We start from the raw sequence: 17,410 nt of genomic DNA, 5'->3' as shown, positions 1-17,410 counted from the left end.
ATTGTAATTTATAGCAATATGATTTCTTGCTTTACACCATACAGGAAACTATTTGTATATTTAATCTTTATAATTTTATAAAACATACTATAAAAATTATTTTTTTACACATATACCACGCATGAGATTTTCACCTCACATGGCATTAAGTTATTTAAGATACATTTTATAATTTTTTATAAATGAAAAACCATAAAATATATCATAAATTATCGCAAATCTATTCCTCAGCATTTTTTAGGTGAATTCTAGGTTAGATGATTTGCACTCTCCCAAGATATAATTATATATCTTGCTTTCCACGTTCCAAATGATTAAAGTAATCTATGATATTTTTAGGCAGAAACTATAGGTTAGATAATGATGTATATTTGAACATATACTCTGTTATTACCAAATGAAATTAGCATTTAACAAATTTATCTGTCGCCGAAACCTTTATATTCATTTCTTTGATAATTATTAAGGTATAGCTGCTTAATAAAATTCTTGCCTTAAATATCTTTTATACATCTTTACCTGGCTTTTTATACTATTTTCAGATATTTAGTCAATTGTTTTTATCAACCAATATATGTGTACAAACAGGCATTGAATTTTCTATTTATTAAAATAGATTAATCATTTAGTTCATATATATGCTTAGTATTTAGCTAAGAACGTGTCGCACTTCATTTCATACGGCGTTTATAAAAAGTTTTTTTCATAACATCGATTTGTCGAGTATTTTTAGATACTTTCCTTCATCAGATGATGTTACTTTCATAGACAAATCTATTTACCACGTTCCAAAGTGTTTTTGCCATATCCTTAGGTGGAAATAATCAAGCAAGTAAAATGATAATATTTTATGCTTATCTTTATATTTTATTATATTTATTTTATATAAATATAATAAATCGTTGGACATGCTCAACAAGACTAGCCCATATGATTGTCCTTTATTTTTAAATCTATAACACTAATGCTATAATTAACCCAGTATTCTTAATTAATAATCAAAATACACGAACAAACCCTATATATTAATTCAAGACAGTAAAATAATATAATTGTTTTCCTAGGTGAAAATTAAGTTAACAATCATTTACTTGAAAGAAATTTCTTTGTTTACCTCACCTTAGATAATTTTCTACTCTGCACCTGGCTTCCTATTTAAATATAGGCAGGTTTTATAGTAAGCATTTATATTTAAAACACTTTAGTTCTCTTTAATTAACTTAATTTTAAAATTATATAATTAAAAGATTGTTTTTTGTCACTTATTTTAAATAATTTATATAAATTAAAATAATGGCATTATACAATAACGTGTCGCACTTCACCTTCGGTATTAATAATACGAGGTAGCTCATTAATAGCCCCTCCCAAACCGTACAAGCATTTTACAATACATACGGCTTTCCGGTTATATTAGATCATTTAATTTGATTGCGATTTCAAATCAAGATAATTTAAATGATAATAAACAACCTGTTCTTTTGGCCATGTAGTTGATATTAACAACTTCTAACTCCGAAGAACGCTAATTTTTTATTTAAAAGATTTATTTGTTATTTTTAAATCTCATGGATGCGATGAAATTACTTGGAGTACTTATATATTCTTAGCCACATAAAGAATATATACAAGTTTTATTTTGGACATTTTTAATATATCGTTCATTTGCTTCATCCATGTAGATTTTTCAACATTAGATATATATTTATATATCTAGAATATGTTTAATTAAAAAAATTAAACGTGGCTAAGTCCTAATTCATTCATGGCGATAGCTGCAATCATTATTTTTAAGGCGTCATTTCTATTAACTGTAATATCGGGTGTTATATTTGGAATATTCGCTTGCGACACTTTATCACGCACCTTTTTAGAGAGGATATATAATTTATAAAAAAATTCATTTGCCGTCATTTTTGCAATTAATATACCGAAAGGTATAAAAATATATTATGATTATTACTGTTTTTGTTGTATATGCTAAAACACATTTTTTAGTTATCTATTAGTTTGAATTTTCATATCAATTTATTTTTACTGTTTAAACAACAAGTTCTTAATTTTTAAAAATTAAATTAAAAAGGTTATTTATGGAATATTCACTTGCGACACTTTATCACGCACCTTTTTAGAGAGGATATATAATTTATAAAAAAATTCATTTGCCGTCATTTTTGCAATTAATATACCGAAAGGTATAAAAATATATTATGATTATTACTGTTTTTGTTGTATATGCTAAAACACATTTTTTAGTTCTGTACATGCAAAAAAAGCAAAAAAATGTAAATTATTAATAAAAATAATAAAATGTTATTGTATTTCCAAAGTTTACAATATATTATATTTTCCGATTTTACAAACAAAAATAGACATTCCCCAATCCCCTTTGTAAAATGTAAGTATTATAACAAACACAACAGGAGGATAAAGAATTGTAGGTTAACAAATAAATCTCATTTGGTCAAATTTTTTCGTAAATTGGGGTTAATATCCCAATTTACTTCATCTGTTTTTAATCATATTTTGCAGATTATTGATGGTATGTTATCACAAAACTTTAACGGAACTTTTTCAGATATTCATAAAAAAAGCTTTTATAACAGGTTCCGTCAAACGATAAGCCATATGATGACTAATTCAAAATGGGATGAAAAAATACTTAGTGATGCCATTAAAAATGTTGCTTATGAAGAAGTTATCCATCAAGCTAAGATAAAAAATAAACCTTACTTTCTGATAATTGACGATATAGTATGCCATAAGACAAAGCCATCATCATTAGCTGAACACCCTATACAAGCAGCGGGTTATCATTATTCTAATCTAGATAAAAGAAGTGTATATGGTCATTCTATTGTTCAAGCTATGTTAAATGCAGATGGTTTAAGCTATCCTATAGAAATTAAATGTGCTAATAAAACAGAAATAAATAAAATGGATACTGCTTGCTATATCATATCTAGTGCTCCTGAGCCAGATCGTAAAGCATATGTTTGCGTAGATTCTTGGTATATTTCAAAAAAGATCATCAAAACAAGCTTAAAAAAAGGATTTCATTTTATAGGTGCATTAAGAATCGATATTGTTATTTGTCCTTTAGGCATTAAAAATCAAATAAAAATGTTTTTAAATTTTATAAAAAATACAGATACAAAAGTTGTTAAAATTAAAAAACAAAAGTATCGTGTTTATAGATATGAAGGTAATCTTAATTTTATTGACAATACGGTTGTCCTTATTTGTGTTAAGGAAGGTCAAAATATATCTAAAGCAAAAGCTTTTATTTGCACAGATATGGAGCTAAGTAATGAAGAAATTCTAAATTATTATTCGAAAAGATGGGAAATCGAAACCTATTTTAGAACAGCTAAAAATTATCTTGCTTTACAAGGATACCAAGTCAGATCCAGCAAATCTTTAGATAGATACTTAATTTTACAAATGTTTGTAGCAATGTATTGTATACATACAGGTAATGGTAATCTCCTAAAGGGATTACGTAAATATCAGGCTAAAAAAGAAGCTGATCGAATAGAAGATATGATTGATATATTAATTTCATCTCTGAAAGAGATAATATCATATTTAGATATCCCTACGCATATATCTGTGAAGCTTATTTTATCACGTACCAAAAAAGGATGCTAAAGTACTCTAAAAAAAACGCTCTTTTGTATAAACAAATAATGTTCAAACTTAGATTATAATAAACTTTTCAAGTTAATTTTTGATTTTCAAAAATTATGGCCTATTTTTTTTGGCAAGTACAGTAAAAGGCAGCTTTATTGTTTATTTTAAGCTTTTTTAATAAAATTTTAAAATTGACAATAACTACTAATAATATGCACTCATCGTCTATATTAGCATTCTTGGACAAGTCCAAAGGTGAATTAAGCAAAACTAAATTTAAGAATTAGCTTATATTTTTTGATACTTTTAATTTTTCTTTTTAATTAAAATTGTTTTTTTTAAATTCATCTCATTGTAATTAATTTTTTTATTTTTTAATCCGCTTCATGGTAGGTGCATATGAAAATTTTTCATATGCTAATGTAAGATTTTTAATAATATTTTTTAATTCATGACGATAATTCTAAATTTATGATAAAATGAGTAAGATAATTGTACATCCATTACAATAAAGTCAAAAATTGAAAATTAGATTTTAAAAATTAAAATATATATAAATGGTTCTCTTGTGCAATATATCTGCGTTAACAAAATACAGGGAGCAAAAAAGAAATGTCAAATAATATGGTAGTTATCATTTTGCTTTACTAAACAAGTAGGGGGGGATAAGATATTAAACATAATTGATGGCTTATTATTTTATGGTTTAAAAATATATTTTATTATATAAATTAACAAGCTTAATCAGGTGGTTATCTTTATTAAATCAAAAAAATCACCAAGGATTTCATGCTTTTTCCATGCTATGTTTGGATTTTTCACTTCATTTTTAGGAATAAACAGGGAGATACTTTGTAAACGATTTTTTATTAGACATGTTGCAAAACATTACAGGAAGCTACACTATAGGCAAAATGTATAGTTTGGCCTAAAAGATACCATAATGACTTGTTATTATTTTTAAAATTTATTAATAATATTTAATTATTCAAAAATATAAGTTAATTTTTAAATTTAATTATTATCATAAATTTAGTATTTTGAATTTTTCGTGATGGGATGAGGTGTTTATTTTGCGTAATTTTAATAATTATTTTTTGCATGATAAAGATAAAACGATTAAAGTGATGAAAATTTTTGATTCTTTTACGCAAAGCTTATTTTTTTTAGGTCTATTTTTATGCTTTCATAATTTTATTTGGTTATTTCGAGACATTTTTGATGAAAACAATTTAGGTGGCATTTTAGGATTACTGGCGAGCATAGAAAATTTAGAAATTGTTTTTCTTTTACAAATGATTTTTTTTATTTTGACTTTTACATTTTATTTATATATTAACTTAGTTAAAGATAAAAATTTTGCTAGGTCAATATTTAGGAAATTACCTAAGAGTATGAAAGAGAAATTTAATACTGATTATCTTAGGTTTAAAGCTAAATATGAAAAGGATCCAAGTTTCGCTGACGCATTATTTAATGATATTCCAACAGATGCCCAATCATTTTATGTTAATTTTTATCAAGTATATAGAAATAGATATTGGGATTTCATCATCGATTATTATGATAATTGTTATAAGATAGCTCATGCTAAGAAAAAGAAAATGACTAAATTTTATTTTATGTCATTATATTGTCTCAGTAATACAATATTGTTTATTTCTTTAATTTCTTTGTTTTTTACTTGGCCATCTCTTTGGGGTGTGCGTGTAGGATTTTTAATTTGGTGTTTTCTTATTATTATACAAAAAAAGATAGAAAAATCGCATTTCAATAGCCCTAAGGGTTTAGATCCTAAGTCATCTAATGAAGGATTATTTCTTATTATTTTCATATATGTCTTTTTAGCACCTAGCTTTCCTATCTTCACTATTTATTTATGGGATTTGTTTCCAAATGAATCTTTATTTGTAGGTATTCTCATTTTTATGATGATCTTAATGTGTATCCTTTATTTGTATATGATAGGCCGTATTTCAAGTTTAATTTTTAGTATCCCTATTAGCTACCACTACAAAAAAGGTTTGGATGATTTTATAGAAGAAAAACTGAAATAAAACTTTTTTCTTTCTTTTCTAAAAAGTTAGTATATATGTATTTTTTAATGGATAATTATTTAAAAATTTTATATTTTCCATCTAAGTAATTTTATGATAGCAATATTATTTCTTTATATTATTTCTTTATATTAATTTCTAATGTTGATTTTAAAAAAAACACAAATACTAATAAATTTGTGTTTTTTTTTTATGAACATTGCTTAGAAAAAATATTTTTTTGTCATTTGATTTAGATATATTTATGAATTTATCTATGAGAAAATACTTATTATATTCGCATGAAATTGTATGGAAATATTAATATATTATATTTAGTGATGATGTAATTTAAACACGAAAATAGTAGCTTTTAGTGTAGTCTATTAAGTTCTTAAATGCTCTGTCAATGAATTTTTTAGGCAAGCTATATGAGAAAATACTTATTATATTCTGCAAAAAAATCTGTAATTATATTTTAATGATGAAATTATCATGATAATAATCCGGCAATCCCTATCCTTTGATATTTATCGAGGTATATATGTCAAATCCTCCTGAATCATCAAATAATATTCTAGATTAGGATTTTTTTACAAGGCCAGTAAAAAATAGCTATAGATAATATTTTATTATATGCATACTTATTAGAAGAAAATACTATATTTTGATAATATGGATATATTTTAAGTATAAAATCAATTATAATAATTTATTTTAATGATTTATTAGTTTTGAGAAAAGATCTTTCATCGTGGTTTTGAAACAAGTATATTTTGGCTGGTATGATTTATAGCTAGTTTATTAAAGTAAAATTATATTTGCTATTTTATTTCGGACTTTGCCAGAAATATTAATATAGCCGATTAGTAATGGTGTAATTTAAACACAAAAATAGCCATTATCATAGCTTTTTGTTTATTAAATTAGTTTCTTAAACACTATTTAAAATGGGTTATTGGACAATCTCTTCTTAATTTGCTCAAAAGCTCTTTTTGTGCTAAATTTTTTACATTAGTCATTCTTTATTCTCTTCTTTGTAGTGTGGTTGGTTAAATCTTCTACTCTTGCACATTGGACAAGGTATGTCTATTTTTTGTTATTTTATTTCTGAAAAAAATTCATTTAAAATTTTTTAGTATAATTATATTCTGTTTTAGGTATTTTATGATTTTTGCTTGCATTATATATGTTTTCTGTTATCTTTGTTTTAGTTTTTTATAATTTTAATATATATTTGTATTATTAATATATTTGTATATAAAAAGATTAAAGAGGTGTTAGCTTATCGTAAGAGAAGAAGTGGCTGCAGGTGGCGTTGTTTACTGTTATCGGGATGGTAAGTTGTGTATTTTGTTGATTAAGGATCGTTTTGGTTATTTTAATTTGCCTAAAGGTAAGCAAATGGTTGGTGAAAGTTTAGAAGAAACCGCGATACGTGAGGTTAAAGAAGAAACAGGTATTACAGCGGGTATTCAGGAGTCTTTGTTGACGGTTTATTATGTTTATGGAGATGACGAGAAGATTCATAAGCGTGTTAAGTGTTTTTTAATGCCATACATAGAAGGTACAGCCATTCCTTTGGAAGAAGAAATTTCATCTGTTTGTTGGTATGAAGCGGATGATGCGTTATGGAAGATTAGACAATCAGGTTATAATGTCTATGAACGTGTTTTTAGCAAAGCTTTAACACGTATAGCTTTGCTAAATGATACACAACCTTTAATAGCGCCAAGGATTGATCATACGTTACTTCATCCATTGACGACAACTGATGATGTTGTGAAATTATGTTATGAGGCGCATGAGCATCGTTTTGCCTCGGTTTGTGTTTTGCCTGCTTTTGTATCTTGTGCTAAATCTGCTTTAGCTAATAGTTATGTTGCTGTATGTACGGTGATTGGTTTTCCTTTAGGAGCGACAACGACAGAGGCGAAAGTAGCTGAAACACGTCGTGCGATAACTGATGGAGCTTTGGAGTTGGATATGGTTTTGCAGTTGGGGGCTTTAAGAGAGGGTAATGATGATCTTGTTTTAGATGATATTGCGCAAGTTGTGGCTGCAGCTGAGGGGCGTATTGTTAAGGTTATTATTGAAACTTGTTATTTGCAGAAGGAAGAAATAATTAGGGCATGTTCTTTAGTAGCTAAGGCTAAAGCGCATTTTGTTAAAACATCAACGGGTTTTGGTACAGGTGGTGCAACATTAGAAGATATTGCTTTGATGGCTAAAACGGTAGGGGAAGAGTTAGGTATTAAAGCTTCAGGTGGAGTTAAGACAGCTGATTTCTCTCAGCAGTTACTTGCAGCTGGGGCTGATCGTTTAGGAACAAGTTCTGGTGTTTTATTATTTAATTCATAAAAGGAAGAGGGTATATCTTTATTAACGATTGCCTTTTTTGTCGTATTGTGTCTGGTGAGATAGCTTGTAAGCAAATCTACGAAGATGAGCATACATTAGCTTTCCATGATATTGCAAAAGCTGCTCCGTCACATGCTTTAGTTGTTCCTAAACGTCATTTTGTGTCATTGGTTGATTTGGAACAGCAAGAACCTCATTTAGCGGTGAATTTATTACAGACTGTATGTAAAACGGCTCATTTGTTAAAATTGACGCCTAAAGGGTTTAGAGTTGTCGTAAATACAGGTAAAGATGCTGGTCAGACAGTTTTTCATTTGCATTTTCATATTTTAGGTGATAGACAGCTTACTTGGCCACCTGGTTAATCTTTGACAATTTTTTTGTTATCATGATATAATATTTAGTGTGTGTTGGTTGTTTGTGCTGTCTGGTTATGTTTGTTGTGACACTTATAATAAGTTTATGGTAGATTATTTTTTTACCTTATAGTTATTATATGGTCGATGTTGTTTGTTTCGTAAGGAGAGGGGGAACAAGATTGGTTGAGACGCGCGTACGGAGGAATGAGTCCTTTGATAGTGCATTGCGTCGTTTTAAGCGTTCCTGCGCTAAAGACGGGGTCCTCTCCGAAATTCGTCGCCGCGAGCGGTATGAGAAACCAAGCACGCGACGTAAGCGAAAAGCAGAGGCGGCGCGTCGTAATAATAATAAGAAGCGCTGACGAAGTGGATAGCAACAGCAGCGATCTGATTGTATGAGCTTATGTTATTTCCTACAATGATTTGCGATAATTCTTAACTGTTGTGAATTCTAATAAAAATTATTTTTTAAATAATTAGATGTTTTTGTATTGATTCCACTTAGTTTTTACTGTAGAATGAATTATTGTAGATTTAGATAAATCTAGAGAGAATATACACCGACCGGGGGCAAAACGGTTTATGTTTATACTTTTTAGATAAAAACACCTTTTCCTATGTAAGGGAAAAGGTGTTTTTTTGTTTATTTGTTTTTTATTTATATTATTTTATTTTTGTGTTTTTATTTACATAACTTGATTTATAAATGACTTATATTATGAACGCGTGTCAATTTGGCTAAAATAGCTATAACATCCCTAATTTGTTTTGATAGGAGATATTTATGTGGCTTATAATTTTGAGTGTCATTATTATTACTATTGTACTCGTTTTATGGTTTAGTCCATTATGTATTGAATTTCAACTTCATAAAGGTGTTAGCGAAAAAGTTAGTATGATTTCTATTTCTGTTTTATATGGTCTTTTACGTTATCGTGTTGAATTATCAAAATTGGGTTTTAAAAAGCAACGGAGTGGTTTAAGTGGGGATGCGCGTGTTAAAAGTAAGTTTCAAGCTGATCATAGAAAGGCAATTAATACGAAGGAAGATAAGAAAATTCCAATTGATCGAAAAATACTTACAGAGGTTTTTATGATTTTTGAAACTTTGTATTTTTATTTACCTTTGTTTTTACGTGTTTTAAGGATTTTTTTTAAAGATGCTACTTGTAAATCTTTGTATATTAGAACGGAATTTGGGACAGGCGATGCAGCAGAAGTTGGGCAATTAACTGCTTATTTGTGGATGATTAAATCATTTTTTGTTTGTTTTTTGTCAGAAATTTTTCATATGGAAAAGAAACCTTTGATTAATGTTATGCCTCTTTTTAATAAAAAAAAGTTAATTTTTGAATTTCATAGTATTATTTGTTTTAGACTGGGTTATGCTATACTTGCCGTGGTATATGGTCTATGCAAGAATATTAGTCATACTCTTTGGGGCTATGCTTTGCAAACGATCAAAGATAAGAAATGAATTTGATAAGCAATTAGTTTTTTATGGTCGATGAGAAGGGATTGATGTGCTTTTATGACTGAAAGACAACATCCTATACGCGGTTTGATGGAAACGGCGATGGAAAATTTACGTGAAATGGTTGATGTTAATACTATTATTGGTGATCCCATGGAAATATCTAATGGTCAAACAATTATACCTGTATCACGTGTTGGCTTTGGTTTTGCCGCTGGTGGGACGGAATTTGGTAAGAAAACGGTTGATTCTAGTGAGACAAAAGTTGCGGCTTATCCTTTTGGTGGAGGTAGTGGGGGTGGCGTTTCCATTACACCGGTTGCTTTTTTGGTCGTTAATGATAAAGGGGTGCGATTATTAGATCTACAAGGTAGTCATCATATGTATGAGCGCTTGTTAGAATCAGCACCGATGTTAATGGAAAAGTTTCGTAATATGGTATTTAAGGATAGTAAGCAAACACAAGATGCAGGAGAATCCGTTAATGGTTCTAATAATGCTTAAGCGTTGATCGCAGCTAGGATGGCCCTTGCTGCATCGATTTTTCCATAACCAAACCACATGCTATGTCCATTTTGATCATAATCACTGTAGTTTTGTCCGCATGCATCTGGTTCATCATCTTCAATTTTCGTTGCTGTTTTACAGATGATATCTTTAACATCACTTGCTGTTAAAGATTGATTAGCAGACAAGATTAACCCTGCTAAACCTGCAACGAGTGGTGTTGCACTTGATGTACCACCAAAGTTATTGGTATAGTGAGATGAATTGGCATAACCACCAGGTTCGCGGTCTGTTGTGACGATACCTAATCCAGGGGTGTGTTTCATATGTCCATAAGGGCATCCATTGTTACTAGGGGCGCAACAAGTTATTTCTTTTCCCCAATTAGAATATTTAGATCTTTTATACATACTTGTTGATGCAGCTACAGTGACGACATCAGGATGTATCGCCATACCATTGAGAATTGGTTTGTCGATGGTATATAATTCTCCTTTATGTATATATGAAAAACTATTCGCTTTAAGAGGTAGATTAGAATTTCCGGCCGCGATACATATGAGACAACCTTTACCTTTTGGGCCACCTGTTAGCATTAGTTCATGAAATAACTCATTAAGTTTTGTTGTTTGGGGTGCATAAGCTGGCATAGCAGGTCCCCAACTGCATGAAATAACATGGGCTTTTCTTCCAACAGTGTTAAACATATGGTAAAGTGTGGCATCATCGATGAACATACTCATTCGTACAGGCATGAAAGCGCAACCAGGGGCTATACCTAGTGTGCCTGAACCATTTTCTTCGGCAACGGCTACACCAGCACAAGCTGTGCCATGGTTTTCATTTGATTTTGCTGAGGGGTTTGTATCATCATCAGCATAGTCCATAGGATCGACGATTTTTCCTATACCTTTAAAATCAGGATGGTTAAGATCAAAGCCATCATCGATCACAGCAATCACAATATCTCTTGATCCACGTGTGGTGCTCCAAGCGTAGGGGGCATTGATGCTTGCTTCTGTCACTAATTGTATTTGGCGTTCTTTAGTATATAAGTGCCATTGTTTATCAAACAGGGTTTCTGTTGGGATATATGGTTGATTGTAATGGATAAATTTTTGATATAAATTAGGTTCCGCAGATTTAACTTCTTTTGTGTCTTCTAAGGCACGTGAGATTGTTAAGGGATTTAGATTATGGTTGATTTCTACCAGGACGTGGTTTTTTTCTTCCCCTAGTATTTTAAGGTGGAATTTTTCTATGATTTTTTCTTTTTGGGTAACTGAAACATGATCTTTGAATGACAAGAGTAATTTATTGGTTACATTGTATTGTTCTATAACATTTTCAGCCATATAGTAAGTATTGTGCATAGTTACAACTTCGCGTTCAATTTGTTCTAACGTCTTTTTGTCGTCTTTATGGACAGTATCGACAAAACAGTTAGTTGGTGATAGATAGCTAACATTTTGTACGCCTTCTAGCTCTTTGATTCTTTCTAATGACTTTTTATATCCAGGTACGACAAAGAAACGGTTCAAATCAGGAGCTACTTTTATATGTTTACCGCCGCGTGAAATTTCATATTTGACCATTTTCATATTTCTTCCTTTTCTTTTTTATATTTTAATAGCTTAAATAATCCTCTACAGATGATATACCAACGTTTATGATGGATTATTTTCGAGGTTGCTTGGTATGAATAAACATCATAAGACATATTTTGTCTAGGATGATACAAGTTGTTTTGTAAATCCCAGATCAGGAGAGAAGGTCTGTGATTAATATGTCGCTTTATAGATTACTTAAGTATTTTTTTATACTCTTGCCGTTGATTTCGTCCCATATATTTGCTTTCGGTAACGATCAGACGCAAAAAAGTTTACCTGATTTAGCACCTACAGCTACTTCAGCTATTCTCATGGAGCGTACTTCGGGTAAGGTGTTGTATGCTAAAAATGAGCATAAGCGATCATTGATTGCTAGCACGACAAAAATTATGACAGCTATTATTGCATTAGAAAATAGCGATCTAGATGATATGGTTGAAATTACAGAAGATGTCATTAAAGTTGAAGGTTCATCTATTTATTTAAAAGTAGGTGATTGTGTACCTTTAAGAACCCTCCTATATGGCCTTATGTTAAGATCAGGTAATGACGCTGCCATGGCAATTGCCAAGTATGTTGGGGGTTCGATTGAAGGTTTTGTTTATCTTATGAATGAAAAAGTTCAACAATTAAGTTTGTATAATACAAACTTTACTAATCCACACGGACTTGATCAGCCAGAACATTATTCTTCAGCATATGATTTGGGTAAAATTGCATCTTATGCACTTTCTAATCAACAATTTCGGGAAATTGTTAGTACCAAGGCGATTGTTCTGCCTGGACCAGATGAAAATCATGATTATAAATTTTATAATAAAAATAAAATGTTGCGATTATATAAATATGCTGATGGTGTTAAAACTGGCTTTACGCATAAAGCACATCGCACCTTGGTTTCTTCAGCGACTAAAGATGGGATGCAGTTGGTAGCGGTTACACTTAACGATGGTAATGATTGGAAAGATATGATGATGATGTTTGAATATGGGTTCAAACATTATAGATTAGAAGTCTTATTATATGAAGCGCAATTAGTACCGGTTAATGATGGGAATATTCAAATTATTGCGACAAAAAAATTTATGTACCCGATGAGTAAAAATGAATTAGCTGATGTATCAATGCAACCCATTGTCACTTACCCATTAAACCATTTCCCAACAGCTAAAGCAAACATTGGTGTTGTGCGTATCTTATTAGGTAATAAAGTGATCGGTTCCGTTCCATTGCAATTCATTTCTAAACAACGTTCTTTAGCTGATTGTTGGTCTGATGTGTTGGAATATGCCTTTTCACAAGGAGGTATAAGATGATTCATGTCATTTGGTTATCATTAATTATGGTAGGGATCATCGTTTCATTTTTTTCTGGGCGTGTTGATCAAATATCAACAGCTGTTTTACAAGGATCACAAGGAGCGATTCAAGTATGTATTGGCTTAATAGGTGTCATGTCTTTATGGATGGGCATGATGCGCTTAGCCGAAAAAGCTGGTATTTTAAAGGCTATCGCTAAATTGTTACATCCTATTGTGCATAAATTGTTTCCTGATATACCTAAAGATCATAAAGCACATGGCTATATTGTATCTAATATTGTAGCTAACTTATTTGGTTTAGGTAATGCAGCAACACCCAGTGGGATAAAAGCGATGCAAGAGATGCAAAAATTAAATCCACGAAAAGATGAAGCAACACCTGCTATGTGTACCTTATTAGCTTTAAATACATCAGGCTTAACTTTAGTCCCTACATTGCTCCTAGGTCTAAGAGTACAATACAATGCAGTATATCCAACATCCATTATTGGGCCAACATTATTAGCTACTGCAATTGCTACCACGTTTGCTTTACTCATTGATCGTTTTTGCCGTTATCGCAAACAGCGTACCCTTATTAAGCGTTAATAAAGATTTAAAGCAAGATTTAAAGAAATAAAAAAATTTTTATTTATGAATGCCTATATTATACTTTTGTAACTTTTCTAAAGAAAAAACAAAGATGCACAATAAAAAACAAAGATGAACAATAAAACAAAGATGCACAAAAAAAAAAAGATTAAAAACTATTTTTTTAAATTTAATAAAATGTTTTATGCATTAGAGGTGTATTAATCAATGGTGGTTTTCTTAATGAATTGTGCCCAATTTTTTGTTCCTTTATTACTTTTGATTATTCCACTGATTGCTTATGTTCGTAAGGTGCCGTTGTTAACAACTTTTGTTGAAGGAGCTCAAGAGTCATTTAAAATTGTTCTTTCTATTCTTCCGCATCTCATTGCTATGATGATGGCTGTTGCTATTTTTAACCATAGTGGTGCTTTGGAGATGTTGATGGAATTTATACAACCTATTTTAGCTTTTTTGTCTATACCAGCGGCCGTTTTTCCTATTGGTATTCTTCGACCGCTCTCAGGGACAGGCTCGTTAGCTTTTGTTGAGGATATTTTACGTTCTCATGGACCTGATTCTTTGCTCGGTATTATGGCTTCAACGATTCAAGGCAGCACTGATACAACTCTTTATGTATTAACTGTTTATTTTGGTGCGCTAGGGATCAAAAAAGCTAGCTATGCGCCTTTTGTGGGTCTTATGGCTGATTTGATTGGTTTTATTTCCGCTATATGGATTTGTTATTGGTGGTTTGCTTAAAATTGGCTAGGAGGCAAGCTAGATATGTACTCTTTATTAGGTGATTTTTGGATATATATTGTGCCCATAGTCTTAATCGCTGTTTTGAAATTTGATCAAAGACGTTTAGCATTAAATGAACCATTCGATCATAATTTAGATAAAAAAGTTTTTTTTAATGAACGAAGAATCATGACTATTAGTTTTATCTTTTCGTGTATATGGGCATTAATTCTAGGACGGCTATTTTATCTAGAAATTAATCGATATATCTGGCTTATAGAAAAATATCCATGGATTGAAATTTCTGAAATATTTTCGCGTCTGGTTTGTTTTGTTTGCTTAATTGTTGGTTTGAGTATTTTTTTTACTTATCCTCGTCAAAAAATTGTGTCTAAATTTGGTTTAGAACCGCAGCGATATGCTCATTTATTAACATTTATTATGTTTATCTATTTTTGTTACAACTATGCTTTTTCTCGTACACCTGAAATATTCTCAGACCTTGTAAAATGGGATGAGGAAGACAAATTAATTTTTGAGGCTTTTAAGATGGCGATATTGTTGTTTTTAGTTACCTTGGTTAGTTTAGGTTTATATATTCATCGTACGCCAAGGCAAGTTATCAAACGTCTTGGACTAAATAGACCCCTTTCGCTTAAAGTTATTTTACTTATTTTGGTTGTTTCTATTTTATTGCATTTTTTTACCAGTTATATTATAAATTGGCTCTTGAATTTGAATCTGGCCATGGGTAAACCATTTATTGATATGTCTGAACCTATACCTAAACTTTCTTTTTTAGGCATTTTATTTATTGGTATTTTACCAGCTATAAGTGAAGAATTAATTTTCCGTGGTGTTTTACAACCAAAAATAGGTATTATATGGACTAGTATTTGGTTTTCTATTGTCCATATGCAGTACAATGTTATATGGATTTTTGTGCTTTTTTTAAGTACATTAGTTTTTGGTTGGTTTGCTAAGCGTTATGGTTTATGGTCAACAATACTAATGCATTTTATAAATAATATATTAGCTGGTATTATGGTGAGCTTTGATTAGCTCTTTTTTATTATGATTAATTATATATTTTTAACCATTTATACTATAGATAAAAATCAATTGGCTATTTTACTATACGAGTTAGATATTATTACCATACTATTTAAATCAACAAGTTTTAAGTAGACTTGTTACAAAACAGGGAATTTTTCCAAGAATCCATGTCAAGGCCAGATAATATAAATTACTGTACATGAAAAAAGCAAAAAAATATAAATTGTTCATAAAAACCAGGAAATATTATGGCACTTCCAAAGTTTTCAACATCTTATATTTAAAGATTTAATTAACAAATACATTGCTAAATCATACTTTTAATTACATACAAAATACAATAGGAGGATATTTTATCATCTGTACTCTATATAAAAGGACTTGTGCTTAAATACAGTATAGGCGATTAATACCAATAATTGCTATTTATTGGTATTTTTAAAAATTTATTAAAAAAATAAAATTTCGATAGCTGTTCTTATTTATTAACTTTATTTTTATAATAATAGGAATAAATTTACAAATATTATATATATTACTACTAGTTTTGGGATTTCATTAAGATATGAAATTTAAAAAAGATACATTTTTTTGTCTTTATATCTTTAAATTAAAATATAACGTCTATATAAATTAAAATATAAAGTCTATACATATAGCTAAAAAACAACACTATTATTAAATTGTGTTGTTTTTTAGCTATATGTATATTAATATTAATATGAAATTTAACACTAAAAGAAAAGAGCACATAACTATTTCTAATATTAAAAAGAGATATGTAAATATGTAATATGCAAAAATAGCAAAATTCACTGGCAAGTAATTGATGTCCACTTTAGGTTTTTATAAAATAACTTTTTTAATTATAGTAGAAAGTGTAATAAAACATGATTTGAAAAACAATAAAAATTTATTATAATTAACCTTTGTACATAAATTAAAATTAGATAATTCTGAAATTATTGATGTTTTGGGTTTGGTTGTTTTTTGGACACAGGATATAAAAGCAAATAAAAAAGCGCTGATAAAATATAATCAGCGCTTTTTATATTTTAAAAAATAATATAATGCAATTTTTTATTAATAAAATTAGTTTTTTAAAGCAATTAAAATAAATTGGAAAGTTAAAAAAATCAGATAATTAATGTTTCTTATTTAGTTAGATGCCAAAGATATAATTTTATTATGTTTGATATTTAAATATATACATCAAACATAAATATAAATTAAGGGAAACTAAATTTAAGAATTAGCTTATATTTTTTGATACTTTAATATTATCGATAAATTTTAAATGTAATAGCAAGTCCTTATAGGCTAAATGATGTATTTTTACTATATTTTATCTTTATATAATATCTGTTTTATAACAAGTCCAATATATAGTATTATTCCAAGCGATTGGATCTGATTTTTAATTTTAAAAATTTTATCAAAAATCTTAAAATTAAAAATAATATTGTTTTATATATAATAATATTTTTTATATTATATTTTTTATAATTAATTTGATTATTTATTTATAATTAATTATAATATATATGTATGGGATTAATTATAAATTTATTTTTTTATTTATTTTATTGTTTTTTATTTATAAAATAAATTACTCTAAATATATATAACAATTTTAGTTTATATTATTATATGTTAATTATTATTTTCTATATATACCATACTTATTATATGTAAATTTATCAGAAGAATAATTTTGGAAATTTCTGAATTTTTTTAAA

The 17,410-nt window shown here is 29.0% G+C and carries 13 protein-coding genes and 1 pseudogene; 12 read left to right on the top strand and 2 right to left on the bottom strand.

Annotated elements, in window-relative coordinates:
• Positions 1-1,737: 1,737 nt before the first annotated feature.
• Positions 1,738-1,914, bottom strand: a complete 177-nt coding sequence (locus VS182_RS06400; protein WP_479492509.1) for a hypothetical protein — start codon at positions 1,912-1,914, stop codon at positions 1,738-1,740.
• Positions 1,915-2,460: 546 nt separating this feature from the next.
• Between VS182_RS06400 and VS182_RS06395 the strand changes: the two genes are divergently transcribed.
• From VS182_RS06395 to ytfJ, 8 genes and pseudogenes are all read left to right on the top strand, one after another.
• Positions 2,461-3,651: a transposase gene (locus VS182_RS06395; RefSeq protein ID WP_479492508.1), complete on the top strand. Its 1,191-nt coding sequence runs from the start codon at positions 2,461-2,463 to the stop codon at positions 3,649-3,651.
• A 1,055-nt stretch (positions 3,652-4,706) separates the two neighbouring features.
• Positions 4,707-5,690, top strand: coding sequence for a hypothetical protein (locus tag VS182_RS06390; RefSeq protein ID WP_479492507.1), 984 nt, complete (start codon positions 4,707-4,709; stop codon positions 5,688-5,690).
• 1,281 nt (positions 5,691-6,971) lie between these two features.
• Positions 6,972-7,280, top strand: a pseudogene (locus tag VS182_RS06385) (NUDIX domain-containing protein); the annotation flags it as partial.
• A 114-nt stretch (positions 7,281-7,394) separates the two neighbouring features.
• Positions 7,395-8,030, top strand: coding sequence for a deoxyribose-phosphate aldolase (gene deoC / locus VS182_RS06380; protein WP_479485164.1), 636 nt, complete (start codon positions 7,395-7,397; stop codon positions 8,028-8,030).
• A gap of 47 nt (positions 8,031-8,077) precedes the next feature.
• Positions 8,078-8,395 carry an HIT domain-containing protein gene (locus tag VS182_RS06375; protein WP_479492506.1) on the top strand — a complete coding sequence of 106 codons (318 nt, stop codon included), beginning with the start codon at positions 8,078-8,080 and terminating at the stop codon, positions 8,393-8,395.
• A 173-nt stretch (positions 8,396-8,568) separates the two neighbouring features.
• The gene (gene rpsU / locus VS182_RS06370; protein ID WP_479484324.1) at positions 8,569-8,751 is read left to right on the top strand and encodes a 30S ribosomal protein S21; all 183 of its coding nucleotides are present in this window, start codon (positions 8,569-8,571) and stop codon (positions 8,749-8,751) included.
• Positions 8,752-9,173: 422 nt separating this feature from the next.
• Positions 9,174-9,866: a DUF2953 domain-containing protein gene (locus tag VS182_RS06365; protein ID WP_479492505.1), complete on the top strand. Its 693-nt coding sequence runs from the start codon at positions 9,174-9,176 to the stop codon at positions 9,864-9,866.
• 54 nt (positions 9,867-9,920) lie between these two features.
• Positions 9,921-10,367: a GerW family sporulation protein gene (ytfJ, locus tag VS182_RS06360; RefSeq protein ID WP_479484322.1), complete on the top strand. Its 447-nt coding sequence runs from the start codon at positions 9,921-9,923 to the stop codon at positions 10,365-10,367.
• On the opposite strand, the gene VS182_RS06355 is transcribed toward ytfJ, so the two are convergent.
• Complete coding sequence (locus VS182_RS06355) at positions 10,364-11,971, bottom strand: S8 family serine peptidase (protein ID WP_479492504.1); 1,608 nt, start codon at positions 11,969-11,971, stop codon at positions 10,364-10,366. The genes ytfJ and VS182_RS06355 overlap by 4 nt on opposite strands.
• A gap of 185 nt (positions 11,972-12,156) precedes the next feature.
• On the opposite strand from VS182_RS06355, the gene VS182_RS06350 reads away from it, so the two are divergent.
• The 4 genes from VS182_RS06350 to VS182_RS06335 all read left to right on the top strand — a co-directional run bounded on the left by VS182_RS06350 (position 12,157) and on the right by VS182_RS06335 (position 15,677).
• Positions 12,157-13,296: a serine hydrolase gene (locus VS182_RS06350; protein ID WP_479492794.1), complete on the top strand. Its 1,140-nt coding sequence runs from the start codon at positions 12,157-12,159 to the stop codon at positions 13,294-13,296.
• Complete coding sequence (locus VS182_RS06345; protein ID WP_479484320.1) at positions 13,293-13,889, top strand: nucleoside recognition domain-containing protein; 597 nt, start codon at positions 13,293-13,295, stop codon at positions 13,887-13,889. The genes VS182_RS06350 and VS182_RS06345 overlap by 4 nt, the downstream gene beginning before the upstream one ends.
• A gap of 210 nt (positions 13,890-14,099) precedes the next feature.
• The gene (locus tag VS182_RS06340; protein WP_479484319.1) at positions 14,100-14,633 is read left to right on the top strand and encodes a spore maturation protein; all 534 of its coding nucleotides are present in this window, start codon (positions 14,100-14,102) and stop codon (positions 14,631-14,633) included.
• Positions 14,634-14,657: 24 nt separating this feature from the next.
• Complete coding sequence (locus VS182_RS06335; RefSeq protein WP_479484318.1) at positions 14,658-15,677, top strand: lysostaphin resistance A-like protein; 1,020 nt, start codon at positions 14,658-14,660, stop codon at positions 15,675-15,677.
• Positions 15,678-17,410: the final 1,733 nt, after the last annotated feature.

The sequence above is a fragment of the Pasteuria ramosa genome (assembly GCF_056496785.1).
This window is presented reverse-complemented; position numbering and strand designations above follow the sequence as displayed.